We start from the raw sequence: 18,015 nt of genomic DNA, 5'->3' as shown, positions 1-18,015 counted from the left end.
TTAACCACACCATAAGTAAGCGTATTCATTTTTTAAAAATAGAAGATTCTATATTTTCTAATTTTTATAGTAATTCATTCAAACACGTAATACAATGTATTATATTACATTTAAATTTTGTAAAATATGGAACATTCTATATTCCTTTCATGATGCGGAGGTTACAAATGACGACCAAACAGCTGCTTATTTCCTTTTTGGATAGAAGTTTTGAAAGTGCTCATTATGAGATTTGGATTCAAAAGCCACAAGACACCTCATTTCAGCTCTTTCATAGAAAAGGCATCATAGATAAAGTAAATGTGACACAACAAAACTGGAGTCATGATGCAAAATACCAGGTCGTTTCTGATGAGGGGTACGTATATGTAGCATTTTCATATACGAGTGGGCACCAGGTGCTACTTTGCTCAAATAGTTTAACTTGTCCCTTTACTAAAAGTGAATTGGACTACTTATATGTATGTTTTGAATTGTTAGAGGCCAAAAGTCAAATTCAAACAAAAGATACTGAACTAGAAATCCTAATCGAAGGTATCCGTTCGGTCTCTTCATCCCTTGTGCTTGAAGATCTATTAGAAAAAATTGTTAAGAATGCTTTGTCGGTAATACCTGTAGCAAATGCAGGTTATCTCCAGCTCTATGACCCTATTGAGAAAAAAATAAATTGTAAAACAAGTGTGGGTTTTGAACCAATAATAAGAATGTTAAAAATGAATGTCGGGGAATCTATTACAGGTATGGTATTTAAAGAAGGAAAACCATTAATCTACCATTCAACAGAACAAATCTTTGATAAAATGAGTGAAAACTCTATTACTCAGGGGAATTTACAGATTATTAACTCTTCTACAGGAGGGAAAGTAATTCAAGCAATCGTTAGTGTCCCTATTTCAATTGGGAATCAACGGATTGGTGTAATGACAATTCACCAGTTTGATAAAATGGGAAAGTTTACAGACGGAGATGTTCGACTTTTACAAGGGTTTGCTTCACAAGTAGCGATTGCGATACAAAATGCTCGTCTTTATACTGAAGTGAGAGAGAAATTACACGAACTTTCAAAAAGAAACGAAGTTCATAACACACTTATTAAATTCTCACTACAAAATAAGGGATTAAAGACCATCGTTAAAGAAATAGGAAAAATGATTAATGGACATGTATCCTTTTACGATTATTTAGAAAATGATTGGTATCATGGTCGAGCCAATCAACCAAATTATTTTAGTACCGATGAAATTTCTCTCCTATTTAAAGCGAAAAGAAAGCCTGTTTTCATAAAAATAAGAAAGCCAGTGGAGGAAAACTATTACCTTTATCCAATCTTCAATGGTACCATTTTTCTTGGTTGTTTTATCTTACCCTACAACTATACACTATCGATGTTTGATCGAATTGTAATTGAGCAAGGTGGAGCCATACTCGCACTTGAACTCGTAAAAAAACATACATTTGAAGAAATCTATTATAAAAAAACACACGAGTTTTTTAATGAAGTGATAAGGAGTAGGGAGCCCGAGACACTGATTAGTAAAAGAAAAGAATTCAACCTTAATCCTTCCCATACCTTTTTTGTAGGTGTTATTGAGCTTGTTAATCATAAAGATTTATATAAACTAAGTGCAGATATTCACAGTATCATTTCATTTATAAAGAAGAATATTCCCCGATTGAGTCTCATCTATGGATTTCATAATAAAATAATTTTGCTTGTTTCACTAGAGGATAGTACTTTAATTGATGAACCAATAAAGCAATTGAAGACAATCATAAACGATTGGACTAATAATAACGATACCCTCTTATGTGCAGGTATCGGTTCAACTAAAAAAGGAGCTTATCATATAGGGAAGAGCTATGAAGAAGCCAAGAAATCCGTTTCATATTTAGTAAACAAAAAAGAAACAGGTATCATTACCTATGAGAGCATTGGAGTAAATCGTCTCTTTATTAATCAGGACAGTAATGAAATAAAGGAATTCATAAATGACTTTTTCCACCCGTTACACTCAGAATGGTCAAGGAAAAACGAATTGGAAACAACTTTGGTTACATATATAAAGTTGAATAAATCTATTAATGAAACAGCGAAAAGTCTCCATATACACATCAATACATTATATCAACGTCTTAAGAAAATTGAGGATATCCTACATTTAAGTTTTAATGATCCAAAAGATTTCCTAAAGATACAGTTAGCCTGTCACTTAAAAGAATCTTTTGCCTACTCCGAGGAGGTTTAGGTACGGTTACATCTAAAATAAAGAGGTTTTAGCTAACCTCTTTATTTTTTCGGTAATCGTTTTATAGGCCTTGATAACAGAACCAGTAGTATTAAACTCATATACCCAAATAACGGATATAGAAACGAAATTAAGGAACCATATCCTAGTTGACTTATGACATAAGCGACCGCTAGAATGCCAATTACAATGATTGTTGATGGTAGTTTGATTGTATTTTTTAATTGCCGCTCAAGGCCAAAAAGATTTCCGATTACTGATGTAAAGATTTCACCATAAATCACTAAAATGTATAACCAGTAAAACGCCACCATGAAGTTTTTCATAACCTCAGCCATCGGGATTTCAAAGCTCTCGACATTCGGTAGTGCTGACAAGGAGATATGGCTTGTAATTAGAATCAGGCATAATGCGCCTCCACCGATAAACCCGCCCCACCTTAATGTTTTTTCTTGATCAATTTCTTTTGCTAATGGAACTAAAACTGGCATTGCCATCGTTAAATTAAATGCCGAATATAAAAAAGGAGAGATCATCCACTTAATGTTTCGCGACTCCAATTCAGGTATAAGCAGTAAACTAGCTGCATCGCTAGAAATAACTTCGACTGCAATCACAATACTAAAGAAAATCATAATCGGTACTACGAACATGTTCACACCAAACAAACCTTTACTTCCATATGTTAGAACAACTATTGATAGTGCACATGTGACTAAAATACCGAGTTGATAGGAAAGTCCCAATTGTTCATGAAAAACCGCCCCTGCTCCTGAAAGCATGACAGAGGTGACTCCAATTAACACTAGCAGCATAAGTGTATTCACTACTAACGCAATTTTTTTACCAAATAAATATTCATTAAATTCCTTATATGAATCTGCTTGTATCCGATTTGCAATAATCATAATCCTCGTCCCTAACCATATAAATAGGAAACCGCTGATTCCAATTCCGACCAAACCTAATAAACCGTATTGAGTAAAAAATTCAACAATTTCTTTACCTGTTGCAAAGCCCGCTCCTACGATTGTTCCAACATATACCGCTCCAATTTGGAACGCCGCTCCCCAATTCCCTCGCACTAAAAGCCACCTCATTATTTGTCTATGTTACTTGATATATATGTACAAGTCCTACAAATAAGACGAGCTAAAATTTTCGGTTACCATAGGAAAAATTTACAAGGACTTTTTACTTGAAAGTCAAATTTGGTCAAAGTATACTATAGACATAAGGTCAAAGATGGTCAGACATCGATAAGACCTATTTCATTATTAAATTGGTCAAAGATAGTCAAAATTCAAGGAGGTATTATTTATGATTTGTCAAGCATGTAATCAAAATGAAGCTACTATTCAATTACACGTACAAGTGAATCATGACACAAGACAACTTCAGCTTTGTAGTGAGTGCTATGCGAAGGAGAAGAACAACATGAAAATACCTTCAGGAATGTCCGGTTTCCCTCAGTTCACATTCGAAGACCTGTTTAAAGGTAAGGCTTTTGGTCAGCAAATGGGAAGCAATCACCAAGAAGCACAATCAAAACAAGGTGGAAATGGCGGAGGTCTCCTTGACCATTTTGGTCGAAACCTTACACAAATGGCGAAAGCTGGACTAATAGATCCAGTAATAGGTCGTGATGAGGAAATAGGGCGAGTAATTGAAATTCTGAATCGCCGTAATAAAAACAACCCTGTTCTTATTGGGGAACCGGGTGTAGGGAAAACTGCTATTGCTGAAGGTTTAGCACTACAAATTGCTGAAGGAAAAGCTCCTAGCAAGCTTTCAAATAAACAAGTATACTTATTAGATGTTGCTTCACTTGTTGCGAACACTGGCGTTCGTGGTCAATTTGAGGATCGTATGAAACAATTAATTACAGAACTTCAAAAACGTAAAAATGTTATTCTGTTTATCGATGAAATACACCTATTAGTTGGGGCAGGTTCTGCTGAAGGTTCAATGGATGCAGGAAATATTTTAAAACCTGCTCTTGCTCGTGGTGAGCTACAGCTTGTAGGTGCAACGACTCTAAGAGAATATCGTCAAATTGAAAAAGACGCAGCATTAGAACGTCGTTTCCAACCAGTTACAGTAAATGAACCAACTATCGATGAAGCAATTCAAATTCTAGAAGGCATTAAAGGAAAATATGAAGATTTCCATGGTGTAAAATACACAACTGAGGCAATCCAAGCCTGTGTGACATTATCACATCGTTATATTCAAGACCGCTTCTTACCAGATAAAGCAATTGACTTACTTGATGAAGCTGGTTCGAAAATGAATTTAGTTTCAGGTGGTACAAATCCAAAAGATATTGAAGATGAATTGGCTAAAATTGCCGCTGAAAAAGAAAAAGCTGCTGGCGAAGAAAATTATGAATTGGCCGCAAAGCTTCGTCATCAAGAAATACTTCTTGAAAAGCAGTTAAATAATACAGATTCTAAAGAAGAAAATCTTGTCGATGTAGCAAATATTCAACAAATTATTGAAAAGAAAACAGGGATACCTGTTGGTAAACTCCAAGAAAATGAACAACAAAAAATGAAGTATTTAGCTGAAAACTTAGCTAAAAAAGTCATTGGCCAAGACGAAGCAGTTACAAAGGTTGCTAAAGCAGTTCGTCGTAGCCGTGCAGGTTTAAAGGCAAAAAATCGTCCGATTGGTTCCTTCTTGTTTGTAGGACCAACTGGTGTTGGTAAGACGGAATTAACCAAAACACTTGCCCAGGAATTATTCGGTTCAAAGGATGCGATGATCCGTCTCGATATGAGTGAGTACATGGAAAAACACTCTGTGTCTAAAATCATCGGTTCACCTCCGGGGTATGTTGGCCACGAGGAAGCAGGTCAACTAACCGAAAAAGTCCGTCGCAATCCGTATAGCATCATTCTTTTAGATGAGATTGAAAAGGCACATCCAGACGTACAGCATATGTTCCTGCAAATTCTAGAGGATGGTCGCTTAACCGACAGCCAAGGACGTACAGTAAGCTTCAAAGACTCAGTTATTATTATGACTAGTAACGCAGGTGTCGGAGGTCCTAAGAAAATCACCGTTGGTTTTGAACAAGCTGAAACAGATGCATACAAAGAGTCATCTATCCTTGATTCACTCGGCTCCTTCTTCAAGCCTGAGTTTTTGAACAGATTCGATGCTATTATCGAATTCAAACAACTCGAAAGAGAACACCTACTACAAATCGTGGACCTAATGTTACATGAGCTTGAAGCAACTCTAAACGAGCAAGAAGTATCCATTACCGTCGATGAAGGTGCGAAAGGAAAATTAGCTGAGCTTGGTTATCACCCTGCTTTTGGTGCACGTCCATTACGTCGTGTCATCCAAGAACAGCTTGAAGACCAAATCACAGATGTTCTCTTAGAAAACGAAGATCAAGCAAACCTAGTTGTAACAGTTGAAGACAATAAAATTGTTGTGAAATAAGGTATCACAAAAAAATGCAGAGCCACTAAGCTCTGCATTTTTTTATAATGATTTCGTCTCAAGTTCATTTACTTTAATAGGTGTTTTTCGATTTGAGAACATGCTATGCAGTACCATTCCACCTGCAATCATCAAGAGCCCAAAGAAGGAATACGTCGTCGGTAGTGGAGCGCTTAGGATAAGAACCTCGCCAACCATCACAAAGATAATTTGAGTCGCCTGAGTTGCTTCAACTGCAGCTAGCTTATTTTGGTCATGTTTAACCATTTCCGTTGCAAAAAAGAATAGAACAGTTGCAATGACCCCGGAGGATATACCGACAATAGATGATTGTAAAATCTGTCCTGCGCTCGGTAGGCCGGCAGTAGCACCTCCAATACAAGCAATAATAATCCAAAATGGTGTTGACGCAAGTGTCATTCCTAGCACACGTTGAAATGTATCAAATTCATTTTTACAATGTTCCATCATTTTTCGATTTCCTAATGGATATGCAAATGCTGCAACAACAACTGGAAGAATTCCAACAAGAAGCATTTCCATTCCTATGCCTCCGTCTGCCTCCTGAAGCTGTATTAAAAGAATTCCAATAAATATAAAACTAGAAAATATAAGACCTTTAACAGGGATTTTTTCACGGACCTTTTGCAGACCATCCGTTGTTTCAATTGCCTTATAAAAAAAGGGGACGACGAGAAGACCCGCAATAATAACAAATTGCCACGTTCCCGCTACTAACCAACCCGGCCCCGATGCTGCAGCAAAGGTAAGTGGTGCATAAAATAACCCGAAACCAATCGTACTCCACAAGACCCATTTAACAGGATTTGTTTTTAACTCTAGAAGTAGCTCTTTCAAGTTTCCTCTCAGTAGTACAATTCCGATTAAAAATGGCAGCATTGAAAAATACCTTAATGAAGAACTCCAGAGCCAGCTACCACCTGATAGCTCCATTGAACGATTTAGAATAAATGTTACTGCAAAAAAAAGGGATGAAACGATTCCTATGAGTATCGCTTTCATTTCTGTACTCCTTCCACTTTAAACGAACTAGACCTTGAAACAATATACATCTTCATCCACAAAGCCTTTTATGATTTCTCCTGTTTTTGCAAATCCTGCTTTCGTATAAACGTGAATTGCTGCTAAATTTGTCGGAATAACCGACAAGTAAATTTCATCACAAAAAGGCAATGTTTTGATCATTTCTGATATGATCTCCTTCACCGCTAGAGTCCCGTAGCCTTTTCCTTGGTATTTATAATCAATCATAATCCTACATAATTCAAAGCGGTTTCGCTCATTTTCAAGACCATACATTGTAAACCCGATTAACTGTGTTCTGTCATAAATTGCCTTCGTTACCCAATCCGGTTGAACTTTGGCTTGGGCAAGTGAAAACACATTTGACGCAATCCATTTTTCGAACAAAGCAAATTCTTTATCCTCTGATTTTAAGCGAATGACATCCAGTAAATTTTCCATTGTTACATCACGCAAGATGATTTTTTTCATTTACCCTCCCCCAATAGAAAAGCGCAAGGCGCCCGCTTATCGGCGACAAGCATAAGACAAGCGCTGACAGAAGGTGCTTTTTGCCTTCCGAAGCGATTGGCTTAGACCAGAGAGCCGATGGCGCCTGGAGCTAGACATGATAACTAGGTCGAGAATTAACTAATAAACTATTGGTATTGAAAATTTTACAAATACACCCTTCATTGTAGGGAATATTCTAATAATTCATTTTAACATAAAGACTTGCTCTTTTATCCTAAATCTAAATCAATTTTCTAAAATAAATAACATCGTCATCTCCCCTAGTACACACTCATATACTGTATTGAGGTGGAAAACATGTCCATTATTCCTACATTTTTCTTATCAATGTCCTTTTTCCTATTATTTTTTAATGGTTCTGCATTAGGGTTTATTTTGTTTAATGAGAGGTTTGATAGTTTATTTGGTTATGGTTTTTTCATTTTTACATGTTTAGTTGGAGCTGTATTTGCGTCTATTGCAGAAGAGCCTGGAACGGCAAAGAAGTTTTATTGTAGATACTGCCTATACGGGAATTTACTCGTCGTCTTTTTCCCCCTTTACTTTCATTGGGTATCAGACTTCATCTTCCCAAGATTAGTTGAAATGTTTCTCTAACGAAAAAAGTGCCACAAAATTTTTTGTGACACTTTTTTTCGGGTTTATGCATCTTGATCAGTCAAGATGAATGGACCATCTTGGGTGATTGCAATTGTGTGTTCATATTGAGCTGATAGACTTCCATCGATGGTACGAGCCGTCCAGCCGTTCTTGTCCATTGTTGATTGCCATTTTCCAACATTGACCATTGGCTCAATTGTGAAGACCATACCTTCCTTCAGGCGTAGCCCTTTGTTTGGAAGACCATAGTGTAAAACTTGTGGTTCCTCGTGCATCGATGGACCAATTCCGTGACCAATAAAGTCACGTACGACTGAAAATCCTTCGCCTTCGGTATATGATTGAATTGCATGACCAATGTCTCCAAGTCGATTTCCAATCACAGCTTGTTCAATCCCCTTATACATTGCCGTTTTTGTTACATCAAGGAGTTTCGCTGCCTTCGGGGATACTTCTCCAACGCCATACGACCATGCAGAGTCTGCAAGTGCGCCACCAAGATTAACTACCATATCAATCGTAACGATATCACCGTTCTTTAAGGGTTCTTTACGTGGAAAGCCATGACAAATTTCATCATTTATAGAAGCACAGGTTGCATATTTATAGCCCTTATAACCTTTTTGTTCAGGCGTAGCACCATTCTTTTTTATATAATCCTCAGCAAAGCTGTCAATTTCTAAACTTGTAATTCCAGGTTGAATTAGTTTGCGAATTTCCTTATGACATGCGGCCAAAATTTGTCCTGCTTCTCGCATTAATTCAATTTCTCGTTTTGTTTTTAAATGAATCATGAAAACACCCTCAATACTAATTTGATGTTTTTATTATATCCTTAATAAATGTTTTTTGCATAACATACAATTCAATTTGAAAAATTTGAATAAAAGGCACAGTCCCAATGATTTTTTTACAATTTCTTATCATCTACACTGTTCAGCCAGGATTCAATTTCACCTACAACCGACTCAACTGTCCCTTCTTCAAATGGCGAAAGTAGATTTGCAACCTTCACCAATTCGGTGAATGGCTTGCTTCCACCTTGCTTACAAAGATGAATGTAATCAGCCCATGCTTCGTCATGATTTTCTCGTGACTTTTTCCAAAATTGGAACGCACAAATTTGAGCTAATGTGTAGTCAATATAATAGAAGGCATCCGTGTAAATATGAGTTTGCCGCTGCCAGAAGGCACCTTTTTCTAAGTACTCATTGCCATCATAATCACGTCCAGGTAGATACTTTTTCTCTATTTCTCGCCATGCCTTATTACGCTCTGCAGGTGTTACGTCCGGATTTTCATACACAAAATGTTGGAATTCATCCACTGCTACTCCATATGGTAAAAATAGAAGTCCTTCACTTAAATGAGAAAACTTGTATTTATCTGTATCCTCCTTGAAGAATAATTCCATCCATGGCCATGTAAAAAACTCCATGCTCATAGAGTGAATTTCTGCAGCCTCATATGTTGGCCAATTGTATTCAGGTACCTCATAATGTCTACTTGAGTAAACTTGGAAGGCATGACCTGCTTCATGGGTCAATACATCTATATCCCCTGAAGTTCCGTTGAAGTTTGAAAAAATAAATGGTGCCTGGTATTCACTAATGTACGTACAGTATCCTCCACTAGCTTTCCCTTTCTTTGCAACAAGGTCCATCAAATTCGAATCAATCATATAATTGAAGAACTCTTTCGTTTCTTCAGAAAGCTCTTCATACATCTTTTTCCCGTTTTCAATAATCCATTCAGGGTCACCCTTAGGTACAGGATTACCTGACTGAAAACTGAATGATTCATCATAATATCTTAAACTATCAAGTCCAATCCGTTCTGCTTGACGCTCCCGTAGCTTTACGGATAATGGTACGATATGTTCTTTCACTTGCTTTCTAAAGTTTGCTACCATTTCCGCATTGTAGTCGGTTCTTGATAATCTTACATATGCAAGCTCAACGAAACTTTTGAACCCTAGCTTATGTGCAATACGTGTTCGAACTTTCACAAGTTGATCGTAGATGTCATCAAATTTCTCCTGATGCCCCTTGTAAAATTCAAAACGTGCTTCATTTGCCCTTTTACGTACATCACGATTTGTTGATTCAGTAAAAGGCTGCAATTGTGCTAACGTACGTTCTTCTCCCTCAAACATAATTTTAGCTGAGGCGACTAATTTCGTATATTCGGATGTAAGCTTGTTCTCCAATTGAAGGTCCTCTACAACCTCAGGCGAGAATGTTTTTACTTGTGTTTCAGCAAAATCAAAAAGCTGCCTCCCCCATTTCCCTTCTAATTCAGGACGAAATTTCGAGCTCACTAGAGATTCATAATAGTTCGTTGTTAAGCCTTGAACCAATGGCTGAATTTCGTCGAGGTAATCTTGCTCTTGTTTATAGAATTCATCATTCGTATCAATGGTATGTCTGATATAGCAAATGTTGAAGGCAGTATCCACTTTGTTTTGGATTGCGACAATTTCCTTCATTGCCTCATCTTGTTCAGTGAAATTTGCTGCTTGTTTAAATTTTTCTAGTGCAACATTGAATGATTGCTCTACTTCGTCCATATTCGGACGTTCATACTTAAACTCATTAAAATTCATAGAAGGTTCCCCTTTTCGATAAGAGATTAGAATAATATGTATACTCTTACATTTTAAACTACAACTACATAACTTATCTACCAAGAAGTTTTCGTCATAAATTGATAGGAATCGCTAAATATCCTAGTAAGTTTGTCGATAAAAATAGTAGAATGAGAGATACAACAAACATGTTCTACTCTAGTTATTTTGTATGAAAGCATAGGTGATATAGTTGGATAAATCGTCATTAATAGGTGTCATACTTGGATTGGTTGCGGTATTTGTAGGTATGGTTTTAAAAGGTGTTTCATTATCAGCATTAATAAACCCTGCTGCGTTTTTGATCATTATTTTAGGAACAGTAGGTGCTGTTACGATTGCTTTTCCTACGAGTGAATTAAAAAAGGTACCAAAGCTATTCGGTGTACTCTTTAAAGAAAAAAAGATGTTAAGTGTTGAAGATTTGATTCCGATGTTCTCTAACTGGGCTACTATCGCTCGAAAGGAAGGACTTTTAGCGCTTGAGGCAAAGGTTGCTGAAGTTGACGATCCATTTTTAAAAAATGGATTGAGTATGGCAGTTGATGGACAAAGTGCGGAATTTATCCGTGATGTAATGAGTGAAGAAATCGAAGCAATGGAAGAACGTCATTTATCAGGTGCTTCTATTTTTTCACAAGCAGGTACCTATGCACCGACACTTGGGGTATTAGGAGCAGTAGTTGGTCTGATAGCGGCATTGGGGCATATGGATGATACTGATGCACTTGGGGAGGCTATTGCAGCTGCGTTCATTGCAACCATGTTAGGGATTTTTACAGGTTATGTATTATGGCATCCTTTTGCAAATAAATTAAAACAAAAATCAAAACAAGAAATTAAAATTAAAGAAGTCATGATTGAAGGTGTTTTGTCCGTACTTGAAGGTCAATCTCCTCGAGCAATTGAACAAAAACTTTCAATGTACCTATCTAACAAAGACCGCGACAAGGTTTTGACTGAAGGTGAAACGATAGATGGCTAGAAGAAAAAGAAAACAAAGGCACGAAGAGCATATGGATGAATCATGGTTGGTTCCCTATGCGGATATCTTGACATTGTTGCTAGCTCTTTTTATCGTACTGTTTGCCGCAAGTAATGTTGATGCTCAGAAATTCAACACTCTAAAAAGTTCATTTAATAGTATTTTTAGTGGGGGCTCTTCAGTTTTAGATTATGAGAGTCCTGTGCCAGTGGAAATTGAAAATAGGACTACAGGTAAAAGGGATGAATCACTAGAAACAGTAGAATCAAAAGCAGAACAAGAGCAAGAGGAACTTAAGAAAGTACAAGAGAAAATTAACGACTATATCGTTGAAAACAAATTAGAGATGAGTTTAAAAACGAACTTAACTGAAGAAGGTTTGTACGTGACAATTCAGGACGGTGCCTTTTTTGACTCCGGTAGTGCAAAAGTTAGGGCAGAAGATAGAGAATTAGCACATGAAATATCTGAACTCTTGGTGATGAATCCACCACGCACTATTATTGTCTCTGGGCATACCGATGCGATTCCCATTAAAAATAGCGAGTTCAAAAACAATTGGCATTTAAGTGTGATGCGTTCCATAAACTTTATGGCTATCCTGCTAGAAAATAAAAAACTAGATCCAAGCCGTTTCAGTGCGCGTGGCCTAGGTGAATACGAGCCAGTTGCAACGAATGATACAGCAGAAGGACGAAGACTCAATCGACGTGTTGAGATTTTAATACTACCGAACACTGAACAGCAATAATCATAAAAATACCCCAGGATATAGGCTATCCTGGGCACTTTTTGTTACCAAATCACTTTCCTATTTTCATCCACTGTTGCCTTAATTGTTCCTCTTTTAAGAATATAATTAGCAATCAACTCCGTCATATCAAGTGGGATATCCTTAATAATGGGCTTATCCTTAAACATCAGATATTCACCACCACCACCTGCACGGTAGTTATTCATAACCACATCATATTTGCTATCTGGACGAATGGGTTTACCTTCAAAAGTTAACTCAACTACACGTTCCCCGATTGGCTTCGATAAATCAAACGTGTAATTAATACCTTCCCACATATCATAGTTGTAATGCTGTGGCTTTGGTGTTGTAAATGAGGGATTTACAACCACCTCCCCGTTTTCAAGCATAAAGTAACCCGCACTTCTTTCAAGTGCTTCCTTCAGGTCTTTTCCACTTATTCGAATGACTGACAACGTATTGGGATATATATAGCTTGAAACTATGTCTCTCATTGTAATCTTTGAAGGAAAACCTTTTGAAATATTATTAAATAGAGCCGTATTTGAGATGGCTACTTTCGCCACATCCATTTGCACCTTATTAATAAATTCAATAAGCGGATGATCGTATAGGCGCGCTTTAAGTGGGTCGTCGATTGTCATATCTCCAATAACCTGCCCAATTGGCTGATCCAACCAGGCTTGTGTCTCTTTTTCATACTCTTCAACTAATTCGATTGACCTGTTATCAACTTCTATTTCACTAACGAAAAGGATTTCTGGTTTTGCTTCAGTAATCTTCCATCTTTCATCACATTTTGACAGTTGTAGAGTAACCTTTCCAATAGCTTGCCCATTAAAACTAGGCTGCACAATTGGAACACCATTGACCGTACCAGCCAATGTCCGGTGTTGATGCCCTGTTAATAGTAGATCAATCCCATCTATTTCCTTACAAATAAGGTATCCCTGATTTTCACCAGTCAATTTTTCAGAAGGTTCACCCGTTTCAAGTTCTGCTTCAAATCCACCGTGATAGGAGACAATCATTAGATCGGGGTTTTCTTGCTTACGGATTTTCTCTACCCATTTTTTCGTTGTCTCAAAAGCATCACCAAAAGTAAGTCCTTTAATATGATCAGGGTTTTCCCAGTTTGGAATAAAGTGAGTAGTGACACCAAGAACTGCTGCCTTAATTCCATCTTCTAAATCAACGATGATATAAGGCTTACCTATAAAAGGATTACCTTTATCATTTAGAATGTTGGCTGATAGCCATGGAAAAGTTGACTCTTCTATCACTTGTTGGAGAACTTTCATTCCATAATTGAATTCATGATTTCCGACAACTGCTGCGTCATATTTTAAGTGATTTAACAGTTTAATCATGGGATTTATTTTTTTGTTATTTGACCGCACAAAATGATACGTTAAAGGCGTTCCTTGTATAAGATCTCCATTATCAATAACGATTGTGTTCGGGTTACGACTTCTCTCTTGTTTGATGACAGTCGCAATTTTTGCAAGACCTAGTCCTGCAGGCTCATTATTCCCATAATTAATTGGAAATATATTGCCGTGAACATCGCTTGTTTCAAGAATTGTAATTGTAATAGATTTCATCTCTTTACCTCTTCTGTATAGGCTCAATTCTTAGTATACACATATTACCAGGTTAAGTGTAAAAAATTGTATACTTTCCTTTTTGGCTGCATATAGGTTGAAACAACTACAATATATAATCAAAAAGTTTTAAACATAGTTACCAATTTTCTTATTTTGTCGAATTAAATTTTTTTCCCACTTCCATTTTGATATAATATTTTTACAATATAAATGGTAAGGGGAATGTTTTTGAAATCTCAGGTTCTAAAGAATATCTTAATATATCTATTAATTGTAATTTTACCTACTGCCATAGGTAGTATACTTTTCACAAATTTTCACTATCAGGTTACCATTAATAAACAGGCAGAAAAAACAATAGAGGCTGTTAACTTTCAATCTAGCTATATTGACAGATTTATTGGTGAAACGGTGGCAAGTACTGAAACTCTTGGGATAGTACTAGAAAATAAAAACAGTGCTGAAGAAATTCAAAATATACTAACTTCCATTCAGAAAAAAGATGATCGTTTCTCTGGTCTCCATTGGGCGAGCCCAGATGGAGAGATTCTAGTTTCTTCATTACCCCTAGATAAAAAATTGAATATAGGCTATCGAGAATACTTTCAGCAGGCAATTTTAACAAAACAACCTGTTATTTCATCCGCACATACTGGAAGTATTACAGGTAGGTATATCGTTACAATAGCTACACCTGTTCTAAAATCAAATGAAGTCGAAGGAGTGCTACTACATAGCCTGCGTTTAGATTATTTGGAAAACGTAGTCAAAGTCTTAACACCCGATGAAATTTTAAGAGTCATAGACTCTTCCGGCCAAGAATTAATAAAGACAAATGATGATTTCCACTCAATAAATTCGGATATCATTCGTACTGAACTCGCTAATGTGAACTGGACGGTAGAAGCAAAGCCACAGGTTACATTAACTCCTGAAAACCATTTTATCCAAAACTCAGTAATTTTTAGTGGTATTCTATTGATACTTACTCACATACTATTTCTATTTGGAAAGTATCATCTATTAAAACGACAAGCCGCACGTGAGCGAGAGGAAAATGAGTTACAAAAATTAGAACTGGTAGGAACTCTAGCGGCAAGTACAGCCCATGAAATTAAAAACCCGCTTACCGGTGTTAAAGGGCTTATTCAACTCTTAAGCGAAAAACACAAAGACCAGAGTGATCAATTCTATTTCTCTGTCATTCAACAGGAAATAACGAGAATCAATGATATTGTAAATGAGTTTTTGATTCTTGGAAAACCTACTGCAGATATTAGGAAGAGCCAAGATCTCAATGAAATCGTTAAAGAAGTCCATCCCATTATTCAATCTGAGTCAAATTTATATAATGTAGATCTAAATTTGCAACTATCAGAATCACCACTCTACATTCATTGCTCAAAAGATAATATCAAACAAGTTGTTTTAAATTTATCAAAAAACGCAATTGAATCGATGCAAACAACTGGAGGACAATTGACTATCTCCATTCAAAAAGTTGATTCAAATTGTTTACTGAAGATTTCAGATTCAGGTGTCGGAATTCCGGAGAGTATTCTGGACAAGGTTTATCACCCATTTTTCACAAATAAGGATACTGGAACTGGCCTTGGACTTGTGATATGTAAACGAATTGTCAATATGTATAATGGGACAATAACAATTGATAGTACAGAAGGCAAAGGTACATTAGTTGAAGTTCGTTTGCCACTACATGAAGAATCATAATAATGAACCCACTTTAAATAAAGTGGGCTTTGTTATGAAATGATTAAACTGTAAGGATTGCTTCCACTCTTTTAATCTCTTCAAATCCAAGTACTAGTTCTGATGCCTTGGCGTTTGCCTCAATTTGTTCGGGATTTGTTGCACCAACAAGTGTACTTGCTATATTATGCTGCCTCAATATCCATGAAAGGGCTAATTCAGGCAAGGTAACACCTAATTCCAGTGCAAACTCCTCGAGTCGATCTAGTTTAGTTGAAACGATTCCGCCTATGATATTTTTTACCCATGTATTTACCTGGGAATTGGCTCCCCTACTACCGGATGGTATCGTACCATCTCGATATTTTCCCGTTAAGACTCCTTGGGCCAACGGTGAATACACGACCTGTGAAATCCCATTTTTCTCACAAACTGGGATTATCTCATCCTCTATATCACGATGGAGCATATTGTATTGAGGCTGATTGACGACAATTCGGTCTAATAAATATTTATCTGCAATCGCAACAGCTTCTTGGATTTGGGCTGCTGTCCATTCACTTACCCCGACATACAGGATTTTTCCTTGTCTTACTAAATCATCGATTGCTCTAAGTGTCTCATCTAAAGGAGTTTCTTCATCATAGCGATGACAATAAAACACATCTACATAATCTAATTCCATCCGTCTTAAGCTTGCGTGAACCTGTTCCATTATATGCTTTCTGGATAAACCTCTATCATTTGGGCCGTCTCCCATCTGGCCAAATGCCTTTGTTGTAATACAATATGATTCTCGAGGATATTCCTTTAAAGCGCTCGCTAATATACGCTCAGCTTCTCCACGCTCATATACATTTGCCGAATCAAAGAAATTTATACCAAGTTCATACGCTTTATGAACCGTTTTTGCTGCCATTTTTTCATCAACTGTTTTACCAAAAGTTAGCCAGCTTCCTAAACTTATTTCACTAACCTTAAGACCAGACCGGCCCAATCTTCTGTATTTCATGTCATGCCTCCTTATCGAGATTACTATCTTACCACTAAATTTATCAGAAATTTCAAACTAGGTAAAGCTGTTACTGGAAAAAATAGATATGTCGCTTTCTGTCTTGATTTACATCCTATTTATTTTTACTTTTCTCTTTACAAAAATGGGAAAAAGGTTTTTCATAGAGGGAAGGATGAAAAAACTATAACATGAGAGAAACAAAGGGGAAGTTTAAAATGCTTGCAGTTAAAACACAGGCTACAAGTACAGAAGCCGATGCTCAGAAAACGCTTTACTCAATATTATTTATTATTGGATTTTGCCATATGTTAAATGACTCCATCCAAGCTATTATTCCAGCAATGTTTCCTATTTTAGAACGATCCATGGGATTATCGTTTACACAGCTTGGATTAATATCTTTTGCATTACAGATTGTATCATCAGTTGCCCAACCTGTTGTGGGTTGGTATACGGATAAAAAACCAATGCCTTTCGCTTTGCCAATTGGCCTAACCTTTACCTTTTTTGGTGTGATTGGGCTAGCATTTGCGCCTAATTTTGTAACTATTATTCTTTCAGTCTTGTTAATTGGTGTAGGGTCTGCTGTTTTCCATCCAGAAGGGTCGCGTGTTGCCTACATGGCTGCTGGTAACAGACGTGGATTGGCACAATCCATTTATCAAGTGGGAGGGAATTCAGGTCAGGCTCTTGCCCCAGTTATTACGGCATTAATACTTGTTCCTCTCGGACAATTTGGAGCTATTTGGTTTTCATTAGTTGCAGCACTTGCGGTTGGCCTACTTATCTATATTGCTAAATGGTATTCAAAAACCCTAAAGACAATTGAACTTCAAAAGAAGGTTCAAAAAGCAATTTCGTCTGTTCCGCGAAACATGAAAGCTATAAAATTTGCATTAGTTGTTCTTATTTTATTTGTATTTGCACGCACATGGTATATGTCAAGCATCACAAACTTTTACTCTTTTTACGTAATCGAAAAGTATGGGTACAGCATTTCACAAGCTCAAATTTTTATCTTCCTATTTTTAGCAACAGGAGCATTAGGAACATTCTTTGGTGGACCTTTGGCTGACAAGTTTGGAAAACGAAATGTGATAATCGTTTCCTTACTAGGAACAGCTCCAATGGCACTGATTCTCCCTTTTGTCGGTCCGCATGTCGCGATTGTACTCGTAACAGTGATTGGATTTATCCTGTTATCCAGCTTCTCCGTTACAGTCGTATACGCGCAGGAATTGATGCCAGGAAAAATTGGGATGATGTCCGGGTTGATTGTTGGCCTAGCGTTCGGTATGGGAGCGATAGGTGGTGTAGCAATTGGTTCAATCATCGATGCTATCGGATTGACACCGACCATCATCATTATGGGCTTCCTTCCTTTGTTGGGACTCTTAGCCTTCCTGTTACCAACTGATCGAAAACTAAATGAATGGAATAATGCTTAATTTGATTG

Annotated in this window: 14 protein-coding genes; 7 read left to right on the top strand and 7 right to left on the bottom strand. The window is 37.0% G+C overall.

Annotated features, from left to right (window positions below):
• Positions 1–167 precede the first annotated feature (167 nt).
• Positions 168–2,246 carry a helix-turn-helix domain-containing protein gene (locus tag CZ490_RS02500; protein ID WP_159439896.1) on the top strand — a complete coding sequence of 693 codons (2,079 nt, stop codon included), beginning with the start codon at positions 168–170 and terminating at the stop codon, positions 2,244–2,246.
• A gap of 41 nt (positions 2,247–2,287) precedes the next feature.
• On the opposite strand, the gene CZ490_RS02495 is transcribed toward CZ490_RS02500, so the two are convergent.
• Positions 2,288–3,331 carry a YkvI family membrane protein gene (locus CZ490_RS02495; RefSeq protein WP_077617402.1) on the bottom strand — a complete coding sequence of 348 codons (1,044 nt, stop codon included), beginning with the start codon at positions 3,329–3,331 and terminating at the stop codon, positions 2,288–2,290.
• A 235-nt stretch (positions 3,332–3,566) separates the two neighbouring features.
• Between CZ490_RS02495 and CZ490_RS02490 the strand changes: the two genes are divergently transcribed.
• Positions 3,567–5,702, top strand: a complete 2,136-nt coding sequence (locus tag CZ490_RS02490; protein ID WP_077617401.1) for an ATP-dependent Clp protease ATP-binding subunit — start codon at positions 3,567–3,569, stop codon at positions 5,700–5,702.
• Positions 5,703–5,744: 42 nt separating this feature from the next.
• On the opposite strand, the gene CZ490_RS02485 is transcribed toward CZ490_RS02490, so the two are convergent.
• Both CZ490_RS02485 and CZ490_RS02480 read right to left on the bottom strand, forming a co-directional pair.
• Positions 5,745–6,725 (bottom strand): DMT family transporter, encoded by a 981-nt coding sequence (locus CZ490_RS02485; protein ID WP_077617400.1) that lies wholly within the window; start codon positions 6,723–6,725, stop codon positions 5,745–5,747.
• Positions 6,726–6,752: 27 nt separating this feature from the next.
• Positions 6,753–7,217: a GNAT family N-acetyltransferase gene (locus CZ490_RS02480; protein ID WP_077617399.1), complete on the bottom strand. Its 465-nt coding sequence runs from the start codon at positions 7,215–7,217 to the stop codon at positions 6,753–6,755.
• A gap of 339 nt (positions 7,218–7,556) precedes the next feature.
• Between CZ490_RS02480 and CZ490_RS02475 the strand changes: the two genes are divergently transcribed.
• Positions 7,557–7,856, top strand: a complete 300-nt coding sequence (locus tag CZ490_RS02475; RefSeq protein WP_077617398.1) for a hypothetical protein — start codon at positions 7,557–7,559, stop codon at positions 7,854–7,856.
• Positions 7,857–7,900: 44 nt separating this feature from the next.
• Here CZ490_RS02475 and map read toward each other — a convergent pair whose 3' ends face one another.
• Both map and CZ490_RS02465 read right to left on the bottom strand, forming a co-directional pair.
• A complete protein-coding gene (gene map / locus CZ490_RS02470; RefSeq protein WP_077617397.1) occupies positions 7,901–8,653 on the bottom strand; it encodes a type I methionyl aminopeptidase in 753 nt (250 codons plus the stop codon).
• Positions 8,654–8,769: 116 nt separating this feature from the next.
• A complete protein-coding gene (locus tag CZ490_RS02465) occupies positions 8,770–10,464 on the bottom strand; it encodes a M3 family oligoendopeptidase (RefSeq protein WP_077617396.1) in 1,695 nt (564 codons plus the stop codon).
• Positions 10,465–10,678: 214 nt separating this feature from the next.
• Between CZ490_RS02465 and motA the strand changes: the two genes are divergently transcribed.
• Positions 10,679–11,470 (top strand): flagellar motor stator protein MotA, encoded by a 792-nt coding sequence (gene motA, locus CZ490_RS02460; protein WP_077617395.1) that lies wholly within the window; start codon positions 10,679–10,681, stop codon positions 11,468–11,470.
• Positions 11,463–12,221, top strand: a complete 759-nt coding sequence (gene motB, locus CZ490_RS02455; RefSeq protein ID WP_077617394.1) for a flagellar motor protein MotB — start codon at positions 11,463–11,465, stop codon at positions 12,219–12,221. The genes motA and motB overlap by 8 nt, the downstream gene beginning before the upstream one ends.
• 44 nt (positions 12,222–12,265) lie before the next feature.
• On the opposite strand, the gene CZ490_RS02450 is transcribed toward motB, so the two are convergent.
• The gene (locus CZ490_RS02450) at positions 12,266–13,831 is read right to left on the bottom strand and encodes a bifunctional metallophosphatase/5'-nucleotidase (RefSeq protein WP_142255326.1); all 1,566 of its coding nucleotides are present in this window, start codon (positions 13,829–13,831) and stop codon (positions 12,266–12,268) included.
• A gap of 231 nt (positions 13,832–14,062) precedes the next feature.
• Between CZ490_RS02450 and CZ490_RS02445 the strand changes: the two genes are divergently transcribed.
• Positions 14,063–15,565, top strand: coding sequence for an ATP-binding protein (locus CZ490_RS02445; protein ID WP_159439895.1), 1,503 nt, complete (start codon positions 14,063–14,065; stop codon positions 15,563–15,565).
• Positions 15,566–15,608: 43 nt separating this feature from the next.
• On the opposite strand, the gene CZ490_RS02440 is transcribed toward CZ490_RS02445, so the two are convergent.
• A complete protein-coding gene (locus tag CZ490_RS02440) occupies positions 15,609–16,556 on the bottom strand; it encodes an aldo/keto reductase family protein (protein ID WP_077617392.1) in 948 nt (315 codons plus the stop codon).
• Between the two features lie 218 nt (positions 16,557–16,774).
• Between CZ490_RS02440 and CZ490_RS02435 the strand changes: the two genes are divergently transcribed.
• Positions 16,775–18,007: an MFS transporter gene (locus CZ490_RS02435; RefSeq protein WP_077617391.1), complete on the top strand. Its 1,233-nt coding sequence runs from the start codon at positions 16,775–16,777 to the stop codon at positions 18,005–18,007.
• Positions 18,008–18,015 lie beyond the last annotated feature (8 nt).

The sequence above is a fragment of the Litchfieldia sinesaloumensis genome (genome assembly GCF_900156865.1).
GTDB classification, from domain to species: Bacteria; Bacillota; Bacilli; order Bacillales; family Bacillaceae_L; genus Ferdinandcohnia; species Ferdinandcohnia sinesaloumensis.
Note: the sequence above shows the minus strand (reverse complement) of the source record. Positions and strands in the feature narration are given on the sequence as shown.